The sequence below is a fragment of the Cellulomonas uda genome (assembly GCF_006538705.1).
GTDB lineage: Bacteria > Actinomycetota > Actinomycetes > Actinomycetales > Cellulomonadaceae > Cellulomonas > Cellulomonas uda.
The window spans coordinates 20,938-39,311 of sequence record NZ_BJLP01000038.1; the positions used below are offsets into that span (position 1 = coordinate 20,938).

The window sequence follows — 18,374 nt, forward strand, 5'->3', positions numbered from 1 at the left end:
ACTTGAGCCACCCCCACCCCGAGCTGACCCCGCCGCCCCCGCTCCCGGAGGGAGGACTGCGCGTCGTCGCGCTCGGCGGACTGGGCGAGGTCGGCCGGAACATGGCCGTGCTGGAGTTCGGCGGGCGCCTGCTCGTCGTCGACTGCGGCGTGCTGTTCCCCGAGGACCACCAGCCCGGCGTCGACCTGATCCTCCCGGACTTCGACTACATCCGTGACCGGCTCGACGACATCGAGGCGATCGTGCTCACGCACGGGCACGAGGACCACATCGGCGCCGTGCCCTACCTGCTGCGCCTGCGCTCGGACATCCCGCTCGTCGGCTCGCAGCTCACGCTCGCGTTCGTCGAGGCGAAGCTCAAGGAGCACCGGATCACGCCGGTGACGCTCGCGGTGCGCGAGGGTCAGGTCGAGCATCTCGGCGTGTTCGAGTGCGAGTTCGTCGCGGTCAACCACTCGATCCCGGACGCGCTCGCGGTCGCGGTCACGACCCCCGCGGGCACCGTGCTGCACACCGGCGACTTCAAGATGGACCAGCTCCCGCTCGACGGGCGCATCACCGACCTGCGTGCCTTCGCACGCCTGGGCGAGAAGGGCGTCGACCTGTTCATGGTCGACTCCACGAACGCCGAGGTCCCGGGGTTCGTGGCACCCGAGCGGGGCATCGGTCCCGTGCTCGACGGGGTCTTCGCGGAGTCGAGCAAGCGCATCATCGTCGCGTCGTTCGCCTCGCACGTGCACCGCGTCCAGCAGGTGCTCGACGCCGCCGCCGCGCACGGCCGCCGCGTGGCGCTCGTCGGCCGCTCGATGGTCCGCAACATGGCGATCGCCGCCGACCTCGGCTACCTCAAGGTGCCCGCCGGCGTGCTCGTCGACCTCAAGGCGGTCGACGACCTCCCGGACGACGAGGTGGTGCTCATGTGCACCGGCTCGCAGGGCGAGCCGATGGCCGCGCTGTCGCGCATGGCGAACAACGACCACAAGGTGTCGGTCGGCGCGGGGGACACCGTGATCCTCGCGTCGTCGCTCATCCCCGGGAACGAGAACGCGGTGTTCCGCGTGATCAACGGTCTCACGCGCCTCGGCGCGCGCGTCGTGCACTCCGGCAACGCGAAGGTGCACGTCTCGGGCCACGCGTCCGCGGGCGAGCTGCTCTACTGCTACAACATCCTGCGCCCGCGCAACGTCATGCCCGTGCACGGCGAGGTGCGCCACCTCGTCGCGAACGGCGCGCTCGCGGTCCAGACCGGCGTGCCCGCCGACCGCGTGGTGCTCGCCGAGGACGGCGTCGTCGTCGACCTCGTCGACGGCCGCGCGTCCGTCGTCGGCGCGGTGCCGTGCGGCTACGTGTACGTCGACGGCTCGAGCGTGGGCGGCATCACCGAGGCCGAGCTCAAGGACCGCCGGATCCTCGGTGACGAGGGGTTCATCTCGATCTTCGCGGTCGTGTCGTCCGCCGACGGCAAGGTGCTCGCGGGCCCGCAGATCCACGCGCGCGGGTTCGCCGAGCAGGACGACGTGTTCGAGGACATCCTCCCGGAGCTGACGCGCACGCTCGAGGACGCGATCGCGCAGGGCGCGACCGACACGCACCAGCTGCAGCAGATCATGCGGCGGGTCGTGGGTCGGTGGGTCTCGGGTCGCCTGCGTCGCCGCCCGATGATCATCCCGGTGGTCGTGGAGGCGTAGCGCCGTCACTGCTCGGCGTCACTGCTCGGCGGCACTGCTCGGCGGCACCGTGCGGCGGAACGTCTCACGGTGCCGCCGAGGTGTCGTGCGCAGGTGCTCGGTGAAGTGCAGGCGCAGGGTCGCCGCGGAGCCGAAGCCCGCGCGGCGCGCGACCTCGTCGACCGTGAGGTCCGTGGTCTCGAGCAGCACCCGGGCGCGGGCGAGGCGCTGCTGCACGAGCCAGTGCCCGGGGCTCACGCCCGTCCGCTCGCGGAACCGACGCGTGAAGGTGCGTCGCGCGACGTGGACGTGACGCGCCCACGTGTCGAGGTCGAGCGGCTCGTCGAGCCGGGCGAGCGCCCAGTCGATCGCGCGGTCGACGGGGTCCTCGCCGGGCCGGCGGGCCACGGGTGCGGGGATGAACTGCGTCTGGGTGCCGTCTCGGTGCGGCCCGAGCACGAGTGCGCGCGCGACGGCGTCGGCGAGCTCGACCCCACGGTCCGTGCGCACCACGTGCAGACACGTGTCGAGCGCGGCCGCGACCCCCGCCGACGTGACGACGTCGCCGAGGTCGCTCCACGGGATGTCGGAGCGGACCGACACGGCGGGGTAGCGGCGGGCCAGGTCGGGCGCGGCGTGCCAGTGCGTCGCGACGGTGCGGCCGTCGGCGACCCCGCTCGCGGCCACGACGTACGCGCCGAGACACAGCCCGACGACCCGCGCGCCCCTGGCGTGCGCCGAGCGGACCGCCGAGACGAGCGCGGCGCTGGGCTCCCGCGCGGGGTCCCAGCTCGGCAGGACCACCGTGCGCGCGTCGGCGAACAGCTCGAGCCCGTGGTCGACGACCACGTCGTAGCCCGCGCTCGTCGGGAGCCGCCCGGGGTGCTCGGCGCAGACGAGGACCTCGTACCCGGTGTCGGGGGCGGTGCCGCCGCCGGACGCGAACACCGCGCTGGGGACCGCGAGGTGGAACGGGCTCATCCCGGGGAACGCGAGCACCGCGACCCGGTGCGACTCGGTCACAGGCATGGCCCGATCCTAGTGATCCATGGCATCCAGGCCACTCGTCGCGCCGCTGCCGGCGGACGAGGGTGGACGCATGACCACGCACCCGGACACCACGACCGACCAGAGCCCTGTGGCACCGCCCGTCGAGGCCACCTGGGTCGGCGGACCCACGCTGCGTCTGCGGTACGCCGGCACGACCCTGCTCACCGACCCCACGTTCGACCCCGCGCCCGCGCAGTACGCCGGTGCCGTCATGTTGCACAAGCTCGCCGGCCCGGCGGTCGAGCCGTCGGCGCTCGGGCCCGTCGACGTCGTCCTGCTGTCCCACGACCAGCACGCCGACAACCTGGACGTCACGGGACGTGCCCTGCTGGCCGACGTGCCGACGGTTCTGTCGACCACGGCCGCTGCGGGCCGGGTCGAGGGCGTGCGTGGGCTCGCGCCGTGGGAGCACGTCGAGCTCGGCAGCGGGGTGCGTGTCACCGCGGTGCCCGCGCGGCACGGGCCGGAGGGCAGCGAGGAGCTGAGCGGGCCGGTCGTCGGGTTCGTGCTCGAGGCCGCCGGGTGGCCCACGGTGTACGTGTCCGGCGACAACGCGTCGCTCGACGTGGTCGACCAGGTGGCGCGCCGGTTCCCGCTGACCCGGATCGCGGTGCTGTTCGTCGGGGGCGCGAACGTCGGCCGGTTCGGCGACGAGCCGCTCACGCTCGACGCGCGCCGCGCGAGCGCGGCCGCGGACCTGCTGCCCGCCGCACGGGTCGTCCCGGTGCACCACACCGACTGGGCGCACTTCGTCGATCCGCTCGACGCGCTCGTCGCGAGGTTCGAGGCGGGCGGTCGCCGCGACCGGCTCGTCCTCCTGGAGCGAGGCGTCCCGACGCCCGTCTGACCGACGCCCGTCTGACCTACGCGGACGGCCGGGTCTCGCTCGCGACGCGAACCGGCCCCGCCGGGGCGCACGGACCGCTAGCGTCGCGTGCCATGAACCTTCCCCCGTGCCCGTTGTGCCAGAACACCGACTACGAGCAGCAGCAGGAGCGCACCGACGGACGGTGGGGGTTCACGACGCACGTCAAGACGCTGCTCGTGTGCACCCGCTGCCGGTACGTGCTGACGTTCTACGACCGGAACTCGATCTGGGACTTCGACTGACCCGCGGTGCCGTCGGGCGTGGGCTCGTCGTCGACGTCCGACAGCGCGTCCGCGGCGCGTGCCAGGCCCGCGGGCTCGGGAACGGCTCCGCTGCGACGTGACGCGGCGGCCGAGCCGACGAGGATGAGGGCGGTCGCCGCGACCACCGCGAGGGTGATCGGCTCGTCGAGCACGAGCGCGCCGAGCGCGACCGCGACGACCGGGTTGAGGTAGGCGACGAGCGTCGAGCGGGCCGCGCCGACCTCCGCGATGAGCCGGAAGAACAGGACGAACGCGAGCGCGGTGCACACGGCCCCGAGCGCGGCGAGCGCGAGGACCCCGGCGGCGTCGGGCGCCGGGTGCGGTGCCTCGAGCAGCACGACCGGCAGGTACACGAGCGCCGTCAGCCCGAGGCACGCGGTCGTCAGCGGGATCGGCGGCACGTCACGCAGACGCCGGTCGGCCACGATCGGGGCGACCGCGTAGCCGAGCGCGGCCAGGAGCACCTGGGCCACGGCCCACGCGTCGCCCCCGGCCGCGCCCGGACCGAGGAGCAGCGCGACGCCGCCGAGCGCCACGACGAGGCCTGCCCACCGCACGAGCGCGACCGCCTGCCCGTCCACGAACCGGCCGATGACGACGGCCGCGATCGGGACGGTCGCGACGAGCAGCCCGGTGGTCGAGCTGGTGAGCGTGCGCTCGGCGTTCGACAGCAGGATCCACGGCGCGACGATCTCCAGGGCCGCGAACGCGACGACCGGCCGCCAGTGCCCCCGCAGCGTCCGGAACCCGCCGGCGCGGGGCACGAAGGCCAGCAGGAGCAGCGCGCCCAGGCCGGTGCGGGCGAGCACGACGCTCGCCGGCGTGACCTGCTCGACGGCGACCTTGATGAGCAGGTACGGCACGCCCCACACGACGCCCATCGTGAGCAGCAGGGCCCAGCCGCGCCGCGTCACGGGCGTCTCCTCGGGCGTCGCGCGCAGGTCTCGGTTCGCACGGGGGACACGGTAGGGGTCGGGTCCGACACGTCCGCGGGCGACACGGCACCGCGCCATCCCCGTCGACGGGGCGCGTCCGGCTACCGTGAGGACCATGGCGACCCGTACGACCCCACGGTCGCGCTCCGGCGCGCCCGCCGCACGGTCCGCCGGCACGCCGTCGGGCTCGGGCGCACGTTCCAAGCAGTCGGGCGCACGGCCGTCGGCGCGTGCCTCCGCGCCCTCCCGCCCCCCGCGTCCCGCCCTGCCCGTGCGGATCGTCAAGGGAATGTGGATGGGCTCCGCGCACCTCGTCGGCGGCGCGGCCCGCCGCGTCGGGCGCGACGCACGCGACCTCGACCCCGCGCACCGGCGCGACGGCCTCGCGTTCACGCTGCTGGGGCTCGCGGTCGTCGTGGCGGCCCGCGAGTGGTGGTCGATGTCCGGCACCGCGGGCGGTGTGGTGCACAACGTCGTCGCCGGCACGTTCGGGGTCGTCGGCGTCGTCGTGCCGATCCTGCTGCTCGCCACGTCGGTCCGGCTCATGCGGCACCCGGACCGCGTGCAGGCGAACGGCCGCATCGGCATCGGCCTCGCGGCGATCCTGCTCGCCGTGTGCGGCCTGGTGCACGTGTTCCAGGACCGTCCGAGCACGGACGACATGGAGGCGGTGCGCGGCGCGGGCGGGATGGTCGGCCTGATCGTCGGCACGCCGCTGGTGACGCTCGTGACGGTCCCGGTGACCGTGGTCCTGCTGCTGCTGCTCACGTTCTTCGGGCTGCTCGTCGTCACGGCGACGCCGGTCCACCAGGTCGTGCCGCGCCTGCGCGCGCTCTACCGCCGCCTCACCGGTCAGCACGACGACGCCGCGACCCAGGACGACGACGCCCCGCTCGTCATCAACGCCGGTCACACGGCGGTCGAGGAGCCGGACGAGCCGCCGCGTGCGCGCCGCGGGCTGCGCCGCCGCAAGGCCGACCGTGCCGCCGAGGCCGCCCAGGCCGCGCTCGACGAGTACGAGGCGGACCAGGCGTTCGTCCGCGCCGCCGTCGTCGACCCTGCCGGGCCCGACGACGAGACGCGCGCGGTCGCACCCGACGCGCCGACCGAGCCCACCACGCTCGTCGAGGCGGCCGCGTCCGCGGCGGCCGCGCCCCGGCCCACGGAGCTGGCCGCACCCCCCACGACGGGCGTCCCGCGCGGTGAGCAGCCGATGCTCGGCGGCGACGTGGTCTACCTGCTGCCGTCCGAGGACTCGCTCGCGAAGGGACCGCCGCACAAGGTCCGCTCGGCCGCGAACGACCGCGTGGTCGAGTCGCTCACGAGCGTGCTCGAGCAGTTCGAGATCGACGCCAAGGTCACGGGCTTCACCCGCGGCCCGACCGTGACCCGGTACGAGGTCGAGCTGGGGCCGGCGGTCAAGGTCGAGCGCGTCACGGCGCTGTCGAAGAACATCGCGTACGCGGTCGCGTCGGCCGACGTGCGGATCCTGTCGCCGATCCCGGGGAAATCCGCGATCGGCATCGAGATCCCCAACACCGACCGCGAGACCGTCGCGCTCGGTGACGTGCTGCGCTCGTCGGCCGCCAAGCGCTCCGACCACCCGATGATCATCGGCGTCGGGAAGGACGTCGAGGGCGGCTACGTCGTCGCGAACCTCGCGAAGATGCCCCACCTGCTGGTCGCGGGCGCGACCGGTGCCGGTAAGTCGTCGTTCGTGAACTCGATGATCGTGTCGATCCTCATGCGCTCGACGCCGGACCAGGTGCGCATGGTGCTGGTCGACCCCAAGCGCGTCGAGCTGACGATCTACGAGGGCATCCCGCACCTGATCACCCCCATCATCACGAACCCCAAGAAGGCCGCGGAGGCCCTCGAGTGGGTCGTGCGGGAGATGGAGGCGCGCTACGACGACCTCGCGATGTTCGGGTTCAAGCACGTCGACGACTTCAACGCCGCGGTCCGGGCGGGCAAGGTCAAGCCGCTGCCGGGGTCCGAGCGCAAGATCGCGACGTACCCGTACCTGCTGGTGATCGTCGACGAGCTCGCGGACCTCATGATGGTCGCGCCCCGCGACGTCGAGGCGTCCATCCAGCGCATCACGCAGCTCGCGCGCGCGGCCGGCATCCACCTGGTGCTCGCGACGCAGCGTCCGTCGGTCGACGTCGTGACGGGTCTGATCAAGGCCAACGTCCCCTCGCGCCTCGCGTTCGCGACGAGCTCGCTCACGGACTCGCGCGTCGTGCTCGACCAGCCGGGTGCGGAGAAGCTCATCGGCCAGGGCGACGCGCTGTTCCTGCCGATGGGCGCGGCCAAGCCCATGCGCACGCAGGGCGCGTGGGTCGCGGAGTCCGAGATCCACGCGGTCGTCGAGCACGTCAAGACCCAGCTCAAGCCGTCCTACCGGCAGGACGTCGCGCAGGCCGCGCCGAAGAAGCAGGTCGACGAGGACATCGGCGACGACCTCGACCTGCTGCTGCAGGCCGCCGAGCTCGTCGTGACGTCGCAGTTCGGCTCGACGTCGATGCTGCAGCGCAAGCTGCGGGTGGGCTTCGCCAAGGCCGGTCGTCTGATGGACCTGCTGGAGTCCCGCGAGATCGTCGGGCCGTCCGAGGGCTCGAAGGCGCGCGAGGTGCTCGTGCAGCCCGACGACCTGCCCGGGACGCTCGCGATGCTGCGTGGGGAGCCGGCGGACGACGGACCGTTGCCCGGCGACGAGGACATCCCGGTCGCGACCGACTACCACGACGACCTCGAGGACGAGGGCCAGGGCTGGTCCGGCGGCGGGCGGTGACGCCCACGCGGGTCCTGGCCACGGCGCCGTCGCCCGCGGCGCTGACCGCGGGCACGGACGACACGGTGGGGCTCGCGTCGCTCGTCATCGCAGCGATCGCGGTCGTCGCGCTCGTCTGGGTGCTCGTGCTCCTCGCGCGCCAGCGCCGTGAGGTGCGCCGCGCCAACGACCTGCTCGACCTGTCGCGCGAGCTGCGGCACCGGTACGACGCGCTGCAGGCGGTCACCAAGGAGGGCGTGCTCGTCGTCTCGCTGTCCGGCACGGTGCTCGACATCTCCGACCGGGCCGCGACGATCCTCGGCGTGGTGCCGGACGCCGCCGTGGGGCGGCACCTCACGGACCTGGCGGTCGTGCTGGTCAACGAGCAGGGTCTCGCGATGAACCCCGCGGGCGTGCTCGGCTACCGCACGGGGCGCGCGGGATACACGGTCGACTCCCAGCTCGTCGGTGTGGCGGTCGCGAGCCCCACGGGCACCCAGGCGCGCATGGTGCAGGTCTCGAGCCAGCTGGTCGCGGCGGCCGACGGCGACGCGCCCGCGGTGCTCACGACGCTCGTCGACGTCACGGGGTCGCGGCAGGTCGAGGCGGCGCTGTCCCGCTCGGAGACGCAGTTCCGGGTCGCGATGGAGAACGCGCCGATCGGCATGGCGCTCGTCGACCTCGACTGGCACGTCGTCGAGGCCAACGCGGCCCTCGCGGAGCTGCTGGGGACGACGGTGGACGCGCTGCGCGGCTACCCGATGGAGGCGCTCGGCACGCCCGAGTCGCGCGCGAGCGAGCGCCTCGAGGTCGACCGGCTGCTCGGTGGTGGCCAGCACCGGTTCTCGGTCGAGAAGCGCTACCAGCGCGCGGACGGCCACCTCGTGTGGGTCGTCCTCGACGCCGCGCTCGTGCGCTCGCCCACGGGCGAGCCGGACCACTTCGTCGTGCAGGTCCGCGACTCGACCGAGTCGAAGCTCCAGGCCGAGATGCTCACGCACCGCGCGATGCACGACCCGCTCACAGGCCTCGCGAACCGCACGCTGCTGCAGGAGGTGCTGCAGTCCGTGCTCGAGCAGCCGGGTGTGGTCGACCGGGTCGCGGTGCTCGCGTGCGACCTCGACGGGTTCAAGGAGATCAACGACCGGTACGGGCACGCGGCCGGCGACGAGGTCCTCGTGCACGTCGCGGGCGTCCTGCGGGCGGCCACCGCGCGGCGCGGGACGGTCGCGCGCCTCGGCGGCGACGAGTTCGTCGTCGTCGTGCAGGACGTCGACGGGCCGCGGGCGGTGTTCGAGGTGGCGGCCGCGATCCACGCGGGCCTCGCAGAGCCGGTGCGTGTCGCGCGGCGGCGGATGCAGGTCGCGGCGAGCATCGGCATCGCGCTCGCCGACCCGGAGACCGTGCAGGGCGGCGCGCCGGGCCTGCTCGCGGCGGCGGACTCCGCGCTGTACCGCGCTAAGGCCGCGGGCCGCGGACGGACCGAGGTCTACGACCACTCGATGGGCCGTTCCTCGAGCGTCGACCTGCTGCGCGAGCTCACGGACGCGCTCGACGCCGACGAGCTGGTCGTGCACTACCAGCCGATCGTCGACCTCGCGGACGGCCGCGTCGTCGGGTACGAGGCGCTCGTGCGCTGGCAGCACCCGTACCGCGGGCTGCTGCTGCCGTCGGCGTTCCTGGGTCTCGCGCAGGAGGCGGGGCTCGCGGTGCCGCTCGGTCAGCTCGTCGCGACGAAGGTCGCCGAGTTCGTCGCGACGTCGCCCGACCGCACCACGTGGGTGTCGGTCAACGTGTCCGCGGACCAGCTGGGTGACGGGGAGTTCGCGACGACGCTGCTCGCGGAGATCTCGCGGCACCGGCTGATGGCGGGGCGGATCGTGGTCGAGCTGACCGAGTCCTCGCTCGTGGCGTCGGGCACGCGCATCCGCCACGAGCTCACGCAGCTGTCCGCCGCGGGCGTGCCCATCCTGCTCGACGACTTCGGGACCGGCGTGTCGCCGCTGTCCTACCTGCGCGACCTGCCGGTCGCCGGCGTGAAGCTCGACATGTCCTTCACCTCCGGCATCCCGGACGACCCCACCGCGGGCAAGGTGGTCCGTGCGCTCGGGGCGCTCGCGCGCGAGCTCGCGATGGTCACGATCGCCGAGGGGATCGAGCACGCCGAGCAGGCCGAGTACCTGCACCGCAACGGGTGGCGCTACGGGCAGGGGTGGTTGTACGGCGGGGCGCAGCCGGCGCCGGGCTCGCCCGAGGCCGCGACCGCGGTGCCGCTGCCCGGCGTGGTGCGGCGGCCGGACGCCGCGGCCCGCCCGACGCCGGTGGCGCCGCCGCTGGCCGGCATGTCCGCGCCGCCACGCCCGGCGCAGCCGGGCACCCCGCACCCCGCGGCGGACGGTCCGCCGGCGCCGACGGGGAGCGCCTGAGCCGCGTCAGCCCGGCCGGCGCACCACGACGGGGGCGTCGCCCGTGGGCGTCACCGGCTCGGTGCGTTCCTCGGCCTGGTCGCCGGCCGCCTCCCGGACGCGCGCGAGCCGGGCCGCGACCTCGTCGGGAGACAGGGTCGACGTCCCGCCGGTGATGTCGGTCAGCGCGTGCACCCGGTGCCCGCTCGTGCGGTCGACGGTCACCGGTGTCCACTCGACCCCGGTGACCCGCACGGGTCCCGCCGCGCGGCCGTCCGCCGCGAACGCGCCGGGACTTCGCACGTGCGCGGTGAGCAGCAGTCCCGAGTCCGTCTTCGGGGAGCAGCACGACCCGTCCTGGTTCGACAGGTAGTTGCCGAGCCCGTACGCGACCCACATGCCGGTCCCGTCCGGGCCGCCGTCGAGCCGCACGACCGGCTGCGGCACGTGCGCGTGGTGCCCGATGTACAGGTCGATCTCGCCCGACTCCGCGAGCCGACGCGCGACGTCCTCCTGCTCTGCCGTCGGCGCGGTCTGGTACTCGACGCAGCAGTGCACGCTCGCGACGACGAGGTCCGCACCGGCTGCTCGCGCGTCGCGGGCCTGGGCGACCATCGTCGGCACGTCGATGCGCGTGACGGACCACGGCTTGTCCGCGTCGACCGGCATGCCGTTGGTGCCGTACGTCGCGGCGATGTGCGCGACCGTGATGGTCTGGCCGGCGCGCTCGAGCGTGTACAGCTGCGGCGCCTCGGCCTCCGCCTGCGTGCGCGCCGTCCCCGCGTGCCCGAGCCCCGCCGCGTCGAGCGCGTCGAGCGTCGCGCTCACGCCCGCGAAGCCGCGGTCCACCGAGTGGTTCGACGCCGTCGAGCAGCCGTCCCAGCCCTGCGCCGCGAGCCCGGCGACCACCTCGACGGGCGCACCGAAGATCGGGTACCCGCTCGGCTTGCTGCCGTCCGGGGCGACCGGCACCGCGAGGTGGCACAGCGCGAGGTCCGCCGCCTGCACCCACGGCGTGAGCGGTGCGAGCAGCGGGCCGAAATCGACCGTCCCGCCGCTCGTGGCCGACGAGACGACCGGTTGGTGGGGGAGCACGTCCCCGGTCGCGACGATGGTGAACTCCGCGTCGGCGTCGGGCGTGGGCGACGGCGTCGGCGTGGGGCTCGGCGTCGCGGCGGACGTCGTGGCGACCACGGGCCCGCCGTCCCCGGCGGACGTGGACGCCTCCCAGGGGCGCAGCACCGCGGCCGCGGCGGCGACGCAGGACACGACGAGCACGAGCGCGGTGAGCGCCACGGGCGACGAGGAGCGACGGGGGCGTCGGGCGTGGCGGGTCACACGCGGGACCCTAGCCGCCGCGGCGGGTGCCGCGGGCGAGCACTCGGCCGCGTCGCGCCGAGTCCACCCGGTCGCCCCGTGCGTCGGCCCCCGCGCCTCCGTCCACCCGGCCCTGTCCACCCGGCCCTGTCCACCCGGCCCTGTCCACCCGGCCTTCGTCCGCCGCGGGCCGCACGCCGCGCCGCGCACGCGGGTCACCGGGCCCGGCGGCCGGACGACCTAGGCTGTCGGCGTGAGTCCCGCACCGCAGCCGACGTGGAACCTCGCGAACGTGCTGACGGTCGCGCGCGTCCTGCTGGTGCCCGTGTTCGTCTGGGCGATGCTCGCCGAGGGCGGGGACAGCGTGGGGTACCGCCTGCTCGCGGCCGGCGTGTTCGCGGTGGCCGCCGTCACCGACCGGATCGACGGCTGGTACGCGCGCCGCACGGGTCAGGTCACCGACTTCGGCAAGCTCCTCGACCCGATCGCCGACAAGCTGCTCATCGGCGCGGCACTCGTCGTGCTGTCCGCGCTCGGAGAGCTGCCCTGGTGGGTCACGGTGGTGATCCTCGTGCGTGAGCTCGGCATCACGGTCATGCGGTTCTTCCTGCTGCGCTACGTGGTGCTGCCCGCCTCGCGCGGCGGCAAGCTCAAGACCGTGCTGCAGTCGGTCGCGATCGGGCTGTACGTCCTGCCGTTGTCCGCGATGCCGCCCGCCGTCGAGGTCCTCGCGGGCGTCGTGCTGGCCGCCGCCCTCGTCGTGACGGTCGTGACCGGGCTCGACTACGTGCGCACCGCGGTGCGCATCCGCCGCGCGGCGCCCGTCCCGCCGGGGATCTGACGTGCCCGCCGCCGAGGCGCTCGACGCGCTGCGGGAGCGCGGCTGGACGTTGGCGGTCGCCGAGTCGCTCACGGGCGGCCTGCTGAGCGCCCGGGTCGTCGACGTGCCGGGCGCGTCCGAGGTGCACCGCGGCGCGGTCGTCGCGTACGCGACCGACCTCAAGGCGTCCCTGCTGGGCGTCCCGACCGCCCTGCTCGACGCCGTGGGTGCGGTCGACCCGGAGGTCGCGCTGCAGATGGCGGACGGCGTGCGGCGTCGCCTGGGTGCGGACGTGGGGGTCGCGACGACGGGCGTCGCGGGGCCCGACCCGCAGGACGGGCACCCGCCCGGGACCGTGCACGTCGCGGTCGTGACGCCCGTGCGACGCGAGGTCCGCTCGCTGCGGCTCGGGGGCGGACGCGCGCAGGTCCGCGAGCGGTGCGTCGAGGAGGCGCTGGCGCTCCTGTCTGCCGCGGTGCGGGTGTCCGACGCGGTCCGAGTCTCCGACGCGGTGCGAGGCGACGACCCCGATCGGCAGGACCTGCCGTAGCCCGACCGGGCCGCGCCCGGCCGGCCCGGGTGAATCGTCGCGTCGGCCCGCCCGGGACGCCTCGGCGGCGGGAACACGCGGACCTGGTCCGACGTTGGAGGAGGCGTGATGAACACTCGCCCCCCGGCTCGACGTAGTCCCGCGCGTGTCAGCGGGGCACGGTACGGTGACAGGGTGTCGGTCGACAGGCTGCCGGCACGTGAGGGTGGCCGAGAGGCGGCGCACGGGGTGTCCCGTGCGGTCGGACCTCGGGTGACGGACGAGACGAGAGGGGGAGCCTCGATGATCGTGCTGCGTCGTGAGATCGGCGACGTGCTGCGGGATGCGCGTCAGCGCCAGGGCAGGACCCTTCGTGAGGTCTCGTCGGCGGCGCGGGTCTCGCTCGGGTACCTGAGCGAGGTCGAGCGAGGACAGAAGGAGGCGTCGTCCGAGCTGCTGCAGAGCATCTGCGCGGCGCTCGACGTCCCGATGTCCCTCGTGCTGCGTGAGGTGAGCGACCGCGTCGCGGTGGCCGAGGGCCTGCTCATCCCCGACACCGTCCCGGCGGAGCTGGCCGCGTCGATGGGATGCACGGGCGAGGGCGGCTGGGCCCGTCCGCGCTCCGAGCTCGCGCCCATCGGCTGACGTCAGGCCGCCGCGGGCCGGGCCTGGCAGCGCGGGCAGTAGAACACCGGACGCTCCATGGGCGGCCGACGAGCGGGCGCGACCGCGATCGGCGTCCCGCACCGCGTGCAGGGGCGCCGGAGGCGGCCGTGCACGCGCGAGTCGGGCCGGCCGGAGAGCACCGACCGCTGCATGAGGCGCCGCGCGACGACGTAGAGCCGGGCGGGGTCCTCGACCCGGTCTGCCGGCGTCCACGGCCACAGCCGGAGCGCGAACAGCGACTCCGCGCAGAAGATCGTGCCCAGCCCCGCGGCAACCCGTTGGTCCAGCAGGACCTCCGCGGCGGGAGTGGCGCCCTGCGCACGCCACCGCCGCAGGATCTCGTCGAGGTCCAGCTCGTCCGCGAGGACGTCCGGTCCCAGATGGTCGATCAGCCGCCGCTCGTCGCGCGTCGGCACCACGTCGAGCATCCCGAGGAGCCGGCCCAGCGCCGTCCACCGGTCCGTCGCGAGGACCGCGCGGACCTCCGTGGCGCGCCCGGCCGCCCGCGGCGTCCCGGTCGCCGCGACCCGCCACATGCCGTCCATCCGCAGGTGCGTGTGCAGCGTGCGGCCGTCGTCGAACCGTGTGAACAGGTGCTTGCCGTAGGGACGCGTGCCGAGCACCGTCCGCCCCACGAGGTCCACGCCCGCGGCCGATGGCCAGCGCAGCTCGGCGCGGACGAGCACCCGTCCCGCGAGCGCGTCGTCCAGCCGGGTCGCGGTGCGTCGCAGCACGTCACCCTCGGGCATCGCGCGTCCTCACCGGGTGGACCCCAGCCGCAGCCCACGAGGCGTGGTCGAGAACCCCGCGGCGACGAGCGCGGTGCCGACGGCCGAGTGCGCGGCACCGTCCGCGAGCACCGCGGCACCGTCGATGCGCGTGATCGTCAGGCGCCCCGTCCGCGGCACCACGGACGCCAGGCCGCGCGCCGCTGCGTCGAGCACCTCGCCGTCCTCGGCGAACGACAGGACCGTCCGGCCGCCGCGTTCGACGTAGAGCACCAGTGCGCCGTCGACGAGCACGACGAGCGACCCCGCCTTGCGCCCGGGCCGGTGTCCCGCACCGTCCGCGGCGCCCACCGGGTCCGGCCACGCGAGCGCACCTCCGTACGGGTTGGCCGGGTCGGTCGCGGCCAGCACGACGACGAGCGCGCTGCCCCGCCGGGGCGCGTCCCGCGACGACCGCGCGGCGTCCAGCGCGGGGTCGCTCGTCGCGCCGCCCTCGCTGCGCTCCTCGGCGCGCTCCTGCGCGAGCTGCACGGTGGACGCGTCCGCGCGCAGCTGGTCGACCGCGCCCGGCAGGGCGAACTGCGACCCGCCGAGCCGTTCGACGAAGTACCCGCGACGCACCTGGCCGCCCTGCTCGAGCGCGCCGAGGACGCGGTACACGTCGCCGAACCGTGAGCCGATCCCCTCGAGCGGCGCGACCGCGCGTGTGAGCACCCCGTGCCGGTCGAGGAGCTGGGCGGCGAGCGCGTGGGCGCGCAGGGTCGCGTCGCCCTCCCGGGCAGGGAGCAGCGACCAGCGTCCGGCGGAGCTGCCGTCCGCCCGCGGCCGCACCACCGGCGCCCCGCCCAGACCCCGCAGCCCCAGCCGTGGTCGCAGCGGGCGGCCGCGTGGCGCGGTCGTGCGCGTGCGGTGCGCCGTCGTCCCCGAGCCGAGCCACGCCCGCAGCGGGGACAGCGAGTCGTTGGTGACGAGCCCCGCCCAGACCAGGTCCCACAGCGCGGCCACCACGTCACGTTCCGTGACGGGCAGCGGCTCGGCGGGCGCGTCACCCGCGGCCCCGGCCCCGGGCGCGGCCGGGGCGCCGACGTGCTCCCAGCGGTCACGCACGCGCGCGGCGAGCGCGCCCACGAACCACGCGCCACCGTCGCCCAGCGCGTCGAGCACCGCGACGTGCAGCGGGCTCGTCGTCGCGAGGTCCTCCTGCGGCGCGAGGGCGGCCAGCGTCAGGTCGGCCACGCTCGCGGGGTGCAGCGAGACCACGCCGTCATGACCCGGCAGCGCCGCGTGGCCCGCCCAGACCACCTCGCCCGCGGCCGTGAGCTCGTCCAGCATCTCCGGGCGGTAGTCCACGACGCGGGACGGCAGCACGTGGGCCTCGAGCGCCGAGGCGGGCACCGCGAAGCCCGCGAGCTGCTCGACGACCCGCGCGACGCCGTCGACACCGCGCAGCCCGGCGGCTCCGCCACCGAGCACGGGTGCGACCGACTGCCACCGGGGCAGGAACACCCCGAGCGTGCGCGGGTCGACGGGCTCGACCTGCGAGCGCAGCGCGGCGAGCGAGCGTCGGCGCAGCGTGCGCAGCACGTTCGCGTCGCAGTACTCGTCGCCCGTCCCGCCCAGCTCGGTGGGCCGCAGGCGCCCGCGCACGAGCACCCCCGCGTCTTCGAGCCGCCCCAGCGCCTGCTGCGCGACCGCGACGCCCCACCCGTGGTGCGCCGCGAGGGCGGCGGCGGTGAACGGGCCGTGCGTGCGCGCGTACCGGCGCACGAGGTCGCCCACCGGGTCGGGGAGCACCTCGGTGAACGCCTCGGGCACGCCGACGGGCAGCGCGACTCCGAGCGCGTCGCGCAGGCGGCCCGCGTCCTCGATGGCCGCCCACTGCTGCGCGCGGTGCGGCGGGACGCCCGCGAGCCGGACCTCGATCAGGCGTCGCGCGTCCGCGAGCTCGGCCAGCCACGTGGGCACACGGTCATGGACCTCGGGCGCGGCGCGCGTGAGCAGCTCCGCGACGGGCAGGGGACCGTGCCGGCGCACGGTGTCCGCGAGCTGCTCGAGCGTCGTGGCCTGCCGGTCCGGCGCGCGGCCCGACAGCTCGGCCTCGGTGTCGAGGACCGCCTGCGGGTCGAGGAGGTCCGCCAGCTGGGACTCGCCGGACTGCCCGAGCAGCTCGGCGAGCAGCGTCGGGTCGAGCGTGAGCGCGGCCGCGCGGCGCTCCGCCAGCGGGGCGTCGCCGTCGTACAGGAACTGCGCCGTGTAGCCCATGAGCAGCGACTGCGCGAACGGCGAGGGTGCGCGCGTCGTGACCTCGACGACGCGCACCCGCCCCGCGGCGACGCCGCGCATGAGCTCCGCGAGCGCCGCGGTGTCGAAGTCGTCCTGGAGGCACTCGCGCGTCGCCTCCAGCAGGATCGGGAAGTCGGGGTACTGCGCGGCCACCGACAGCAGCTGGGCGGAGCGCTGGCGCTGCTGCCACAGCGGGCTGCGGCGGTCGGGACGGCGGCGCGGCAGCAGGAGGGCGCGGCCTGCGGCCTCGCGGAACCGCGCCCCGAACATCGCCGACGAGCCGAGCTGCGCGCGGACCTGTGCGACCACGTCGTCGGGGTCGACCAGGAGGTCCGCCAGGTCGAGGCCGGGCGCACCGTCCGCGTCGCCGCGCCGCTCGTCCCACAGGTCGTCGAGCTCGGCGTCCAGCGTGTCCGGCAGCCGCAGGACGATCCCGTCGTCCGAGTGCATCGCGGCCGCGTCGACGCCGTACCGCTCGCGCAGCCGCGCGCCGAGCACGACCGCCCAGGGTGCGTGCACGCGTGCGCCGTACGGCGAGTGGATGACCACGCGCCAGTCGCCGAGCTCGTCGCGGAACCGCTCGACGACGACGGCGACGTCGCTCGGCACCTCGCCGGTGGCCGCCACCTGCTCGCGCACGTACGCGAGCAGGTTGTCGGCCGCCCACGCGTCGAGGCCCGCGGCCGTCGCGGCCAGCCGCGCGTCCTCGTCGGACAGGGCGGCGAGCTCGCGCACCCACGCGCCCATGGCGCGGCCCAGCTCCGCGGGCCGGCCCGGCGAGTCGCCCTTCCAGAAGGGCAGGCGCCCGGGCACCCCGGGCGCGGGGGACACCAGCACGCGGTCGGCGGTGATCTCCTCGATGCGCCACGTCGACGAGCCGAGCGTGAACGTGTCGCCCGCGCGTGACTCGTAGACCATCTCCTCGTCGAGCTCGCCGACCCGCTTGCCGCCGCGCGTGCGGCCCGCGGAGATCTCGGGGTCCACCGCGACGCCGGGCGTCGCCGCCGTGGGCGACGCGAGGAACACGCCGTACATGCCGCGGTCCGGGATCGTGCCGCCGCTCGTGACCGCGAGCCGCAGCGCTCCCGGACGCCCGACGAGCACGTCGCGGACCCGGTCCCAGACCAGCCGGGGGCGCAGCTCCGCGAACTCCTCGCTCGGGTACCGGCCCGCGAGCATGTCGAGCACCGCCCGCAGCGTCGCGTCGCCGAGCCTGGCGAAGGGGGCGGCGCGGCGCACCACGCGTGCGAGCTCGTCGACCGGCCACTCGTCGACCGCGACCATCGCGACGACCTGCTGCGCGAGCACGTCGAGCGGGTTGCTCGGCACCGCGAGCGGCTCGAGCTCACCCGTGCGCATGCGCTGGGCCGTGACGGCCGCCGCCACGAGCTCGCCGCGGTACGTCGGGAACACCACGCCGCGGGACACCGCGCCGACCTGGTGCCCCGCGCGGCCGATGCGTTGCAGGCCGCTCGCGACGGACGGCGGCGCGCCCACCTGGACGACCAGGTCGACCGCGCCCATGTCGATGCCGAGCTCGAGCGAGCTCGTCGCGACCACCGCCGGCAGGACGCCCGCCTTGAGCTCGGACTCGGTGCGCGTGCGCTCCGCGCGGCTCATCGAGCCGTGGTGGGCGCGCGCGAGGATCGTCGAGGCGTCTCGGGTGTCGATCCCGACGCCCGTGCCCGACTGCCCGGGGACGGCGGCGGCGTGCAGCTCGCCGGGGTCGGGCACGTCGAGGCCGGTGCGCTGGGCCCACACCTCGTTCATGCGCGAGGTGAGCCGTTCGGCACCGCGACGCGAGTTGGTGAACACGAGCGTGGCGCGGTGCTCGGCGACGAGGTCGACCACCCGCTCCTCGACGTGCGGCCACACCGACGCGCGGCGCTGCGGCCGGTCGGCGTCGCCCGCGAGGTCGGCCTCCGCGGCCTGGGACCACGCGTCGGCGGCCGGTGTCGCCTGCGCTCCGGTGTCGCCCGCGGCCGCCGCGCGCGACGCGGGGTCGCCCGCGGCCGCCGCGCGCGACGCGGGGTCGCCCGCGGACGCCAGGTCGGACAGGTCGGGGACGGG

General features: G+C 75.4%; 13 protein-coding genes. 8 read left to right on the plus strand and 5 right to left on the minus strand.

Going from position 1 to position 18,374, the window contains the following annotated elements:
• Window positions 1–2: 2 nt before the first annotated feature.
• Window positions 3–1,688: a ribonuclease J gene (locus tag CUD01_RS11415; protein ID WP_141321171.1), complete on the plus strand. Its 1,686-nt coding sequence runs from the start codon at window positions 3–5 to the stop codon at window positions 1,686–1,688.
• Window positions 1,689–1,706: 18 nt separating this feature from the next.
• Here CUD01_RS11415 and CUD01_RS11420 read toward each other — a convergent pair whose 3' ends face one another.
• Window positions 1,707–2,696: a GlxA family transcriptional regulator gene (locus CUD01_RS11420; protein WP_141321173.1), complete on the minus strand. Its 990-nt coding sequence runs from the start codon at window positions 2,694–2,696 to the stop codon at window positions 1,707–1,709.
• Between the two features lie 70 nt (window positions 2,697–2,766).
• Here CUD01_RS11420 and CUD01_RS11425 point away from each other — a divergent pair, with 70 nt between their 5' ends.
• Window positions 2,767–3,564 carry an MBL fold metallo-hydrolase gene (locus CUD01_RS11425; protein WP_141321175.1) on the plus strand — a complete coding sequence of 266 codons (798 nt, stop codon included), beginning with the start codon at window positions 2,767–2,769 and terminating at the stop codon, window positions 3,562–3,564.
• Window positions 3,565–3,656: 92 nt separating this feature from the next.
• Window positions 3,657–3,827 carry a hypothetical protein gene (locus tag CUD01_RS16590; protein ID WP_166772113.1) on the plus strand — a complete coding sequence of 57 codons (171 nt, stop codon included), beginning with the start codon at window positions 3,657–3,659 and terminating at the stop codon, window positions 3,825–3,827.
• Here the strand turns inward: CUD01_RS16590 and CUD01_RS11430 are convergent.
• Window positions 3,794–4,762 (minus strand): DMT family transporter, encoded by a 969-nt coding sequence (locus CUD01_RS11430; protein WP_141321177.1) that lies wholly within the window; start codon window positions 4,760–4,762, stop codon window positions 3,794–3,796. The genes CUD01_RS16590 and CUD01_RS11430 overlap by 34 nt on opposite strands.
• 136 nt (window positions 4,763–4,898) lie before the next feature.
• Between CUD01_RS11430 and CUD01_RS11435 the strand changes: the two genes are divergently transcribed.
• Together CUD01_RS11435 and CUD01_RS11440 are read left to right on the plus strand one after the other, a co-directional pair.
• Window positions 4,899–7,577, plus strand: a complete 2,679-nt coding sequence (locus CUD01_RS11435; protein ID WP_141321179.1) for an FtsK/SpoIIIE family DNA translocase — start codon at window positions 4,899–4,901, stop codon at window positions 7,575–7,577.
• Entirely contained in the window at window positions 7,574–9,982 is a 2,409-nt protein-coding gene (locus tag CUD01_RS11440) for a putative bifunctional diguanylate cyclase/phosphodiesterase (protein WP_232514628.1), read from the plus strand. The genes CUD01_RS11435 and CUD01_RS11440 overlap by 4 nt, the downstream gene beginning before the upstream one ends.
• 6 nt (window positions 9,983–9,988) lie before the next feature.
• Here the strand turns inward: CUD01_RS11440 and CUD01_RS11445 are convergent, their stop codons facing one another.
• Window positions 9,989–11,299, minus strand: a complete 1,311-nt coding sequence (locus CUD01_RS11445; RefSeq protein ID WP_141321181.1) for a CapA family protein — start codon at window positions 11,297–11,299, stop codon at window positions 9,989–9,991.
• Between the two features lie 232 nt (window positions 11,300–11,531).
• Here CUD01_RS11445 and pgsA point away from each other — a divergent pair, with 232 nt between their 5' ends.
• From pgsA to CUD01_RS11460, 3 genes are all read left to right on the plus strand, one after another.
• A complete protein-coding gene (gene pgsA, locus CUD01_RS11450) occupies window positions 11,532–12,119 on the plus strand; it encodes a CDP-diacylglycerol--glycerol-3-phosphate 3-phosphatidyltransferase (RefSeq protein ID WP_141321183.1) in 588 nt (195 codons plus the stop codon).
• Window position 12,120: 1 nt separating this feature from the next.
• Complete coding sequence (locus CUD01_RS11455) at window positions 12,121–12,648, plus strand: CinA family protein (protein ID WP_141321185.1); 528 nt, start codon at window positions 12,121–12,123, stop codon at window positions 12,646–12,648.
• A 282-nt stretch (window positions 12,649–12,930) separates the two neighbouring features.
• Complete coding sequence (locus CUD01_RS11460; protein ID WP_094179777.1) at window positions 12,931–13,272, plus strand: helix-turn-helix domain-containing protein; 342 nt, start codon at window positions 12,931–12,933, stop codon at window positions 13,270–13,272.
• 2 nt (window positions 13,273–13,274) lie between these two features.
• On the opposite strand, the gene CUD01_RS11465 is transcribed toward CUD01_RS11460, so the two are convergent.
• Together CUD01_RS11465 and CUD01_RS11470 are read right to left on the minus strand one after the other, a co-directional pair.
• A complete protein-coding gene (locus CUD01_RS11465) occupies window positions 13,275–14,042 on the minus strand; it encodes a DNA-formamidopyrimidine glycosylase family protein (protein WP_141321187.1) in 768 nt (255 codons plus the stop codon).
• A 9-nt stretch (window positions 14,043–14,051) separates the two neighbouring features.
• The coding region (locus CUD01_RS11470) for an Lhr family ATP-dependent helicase (RefSeq protein ID WP_244937761.1) at window positions 14,052–18,374 on the minus strand (4,323 nt) is incomplete at its 5' end.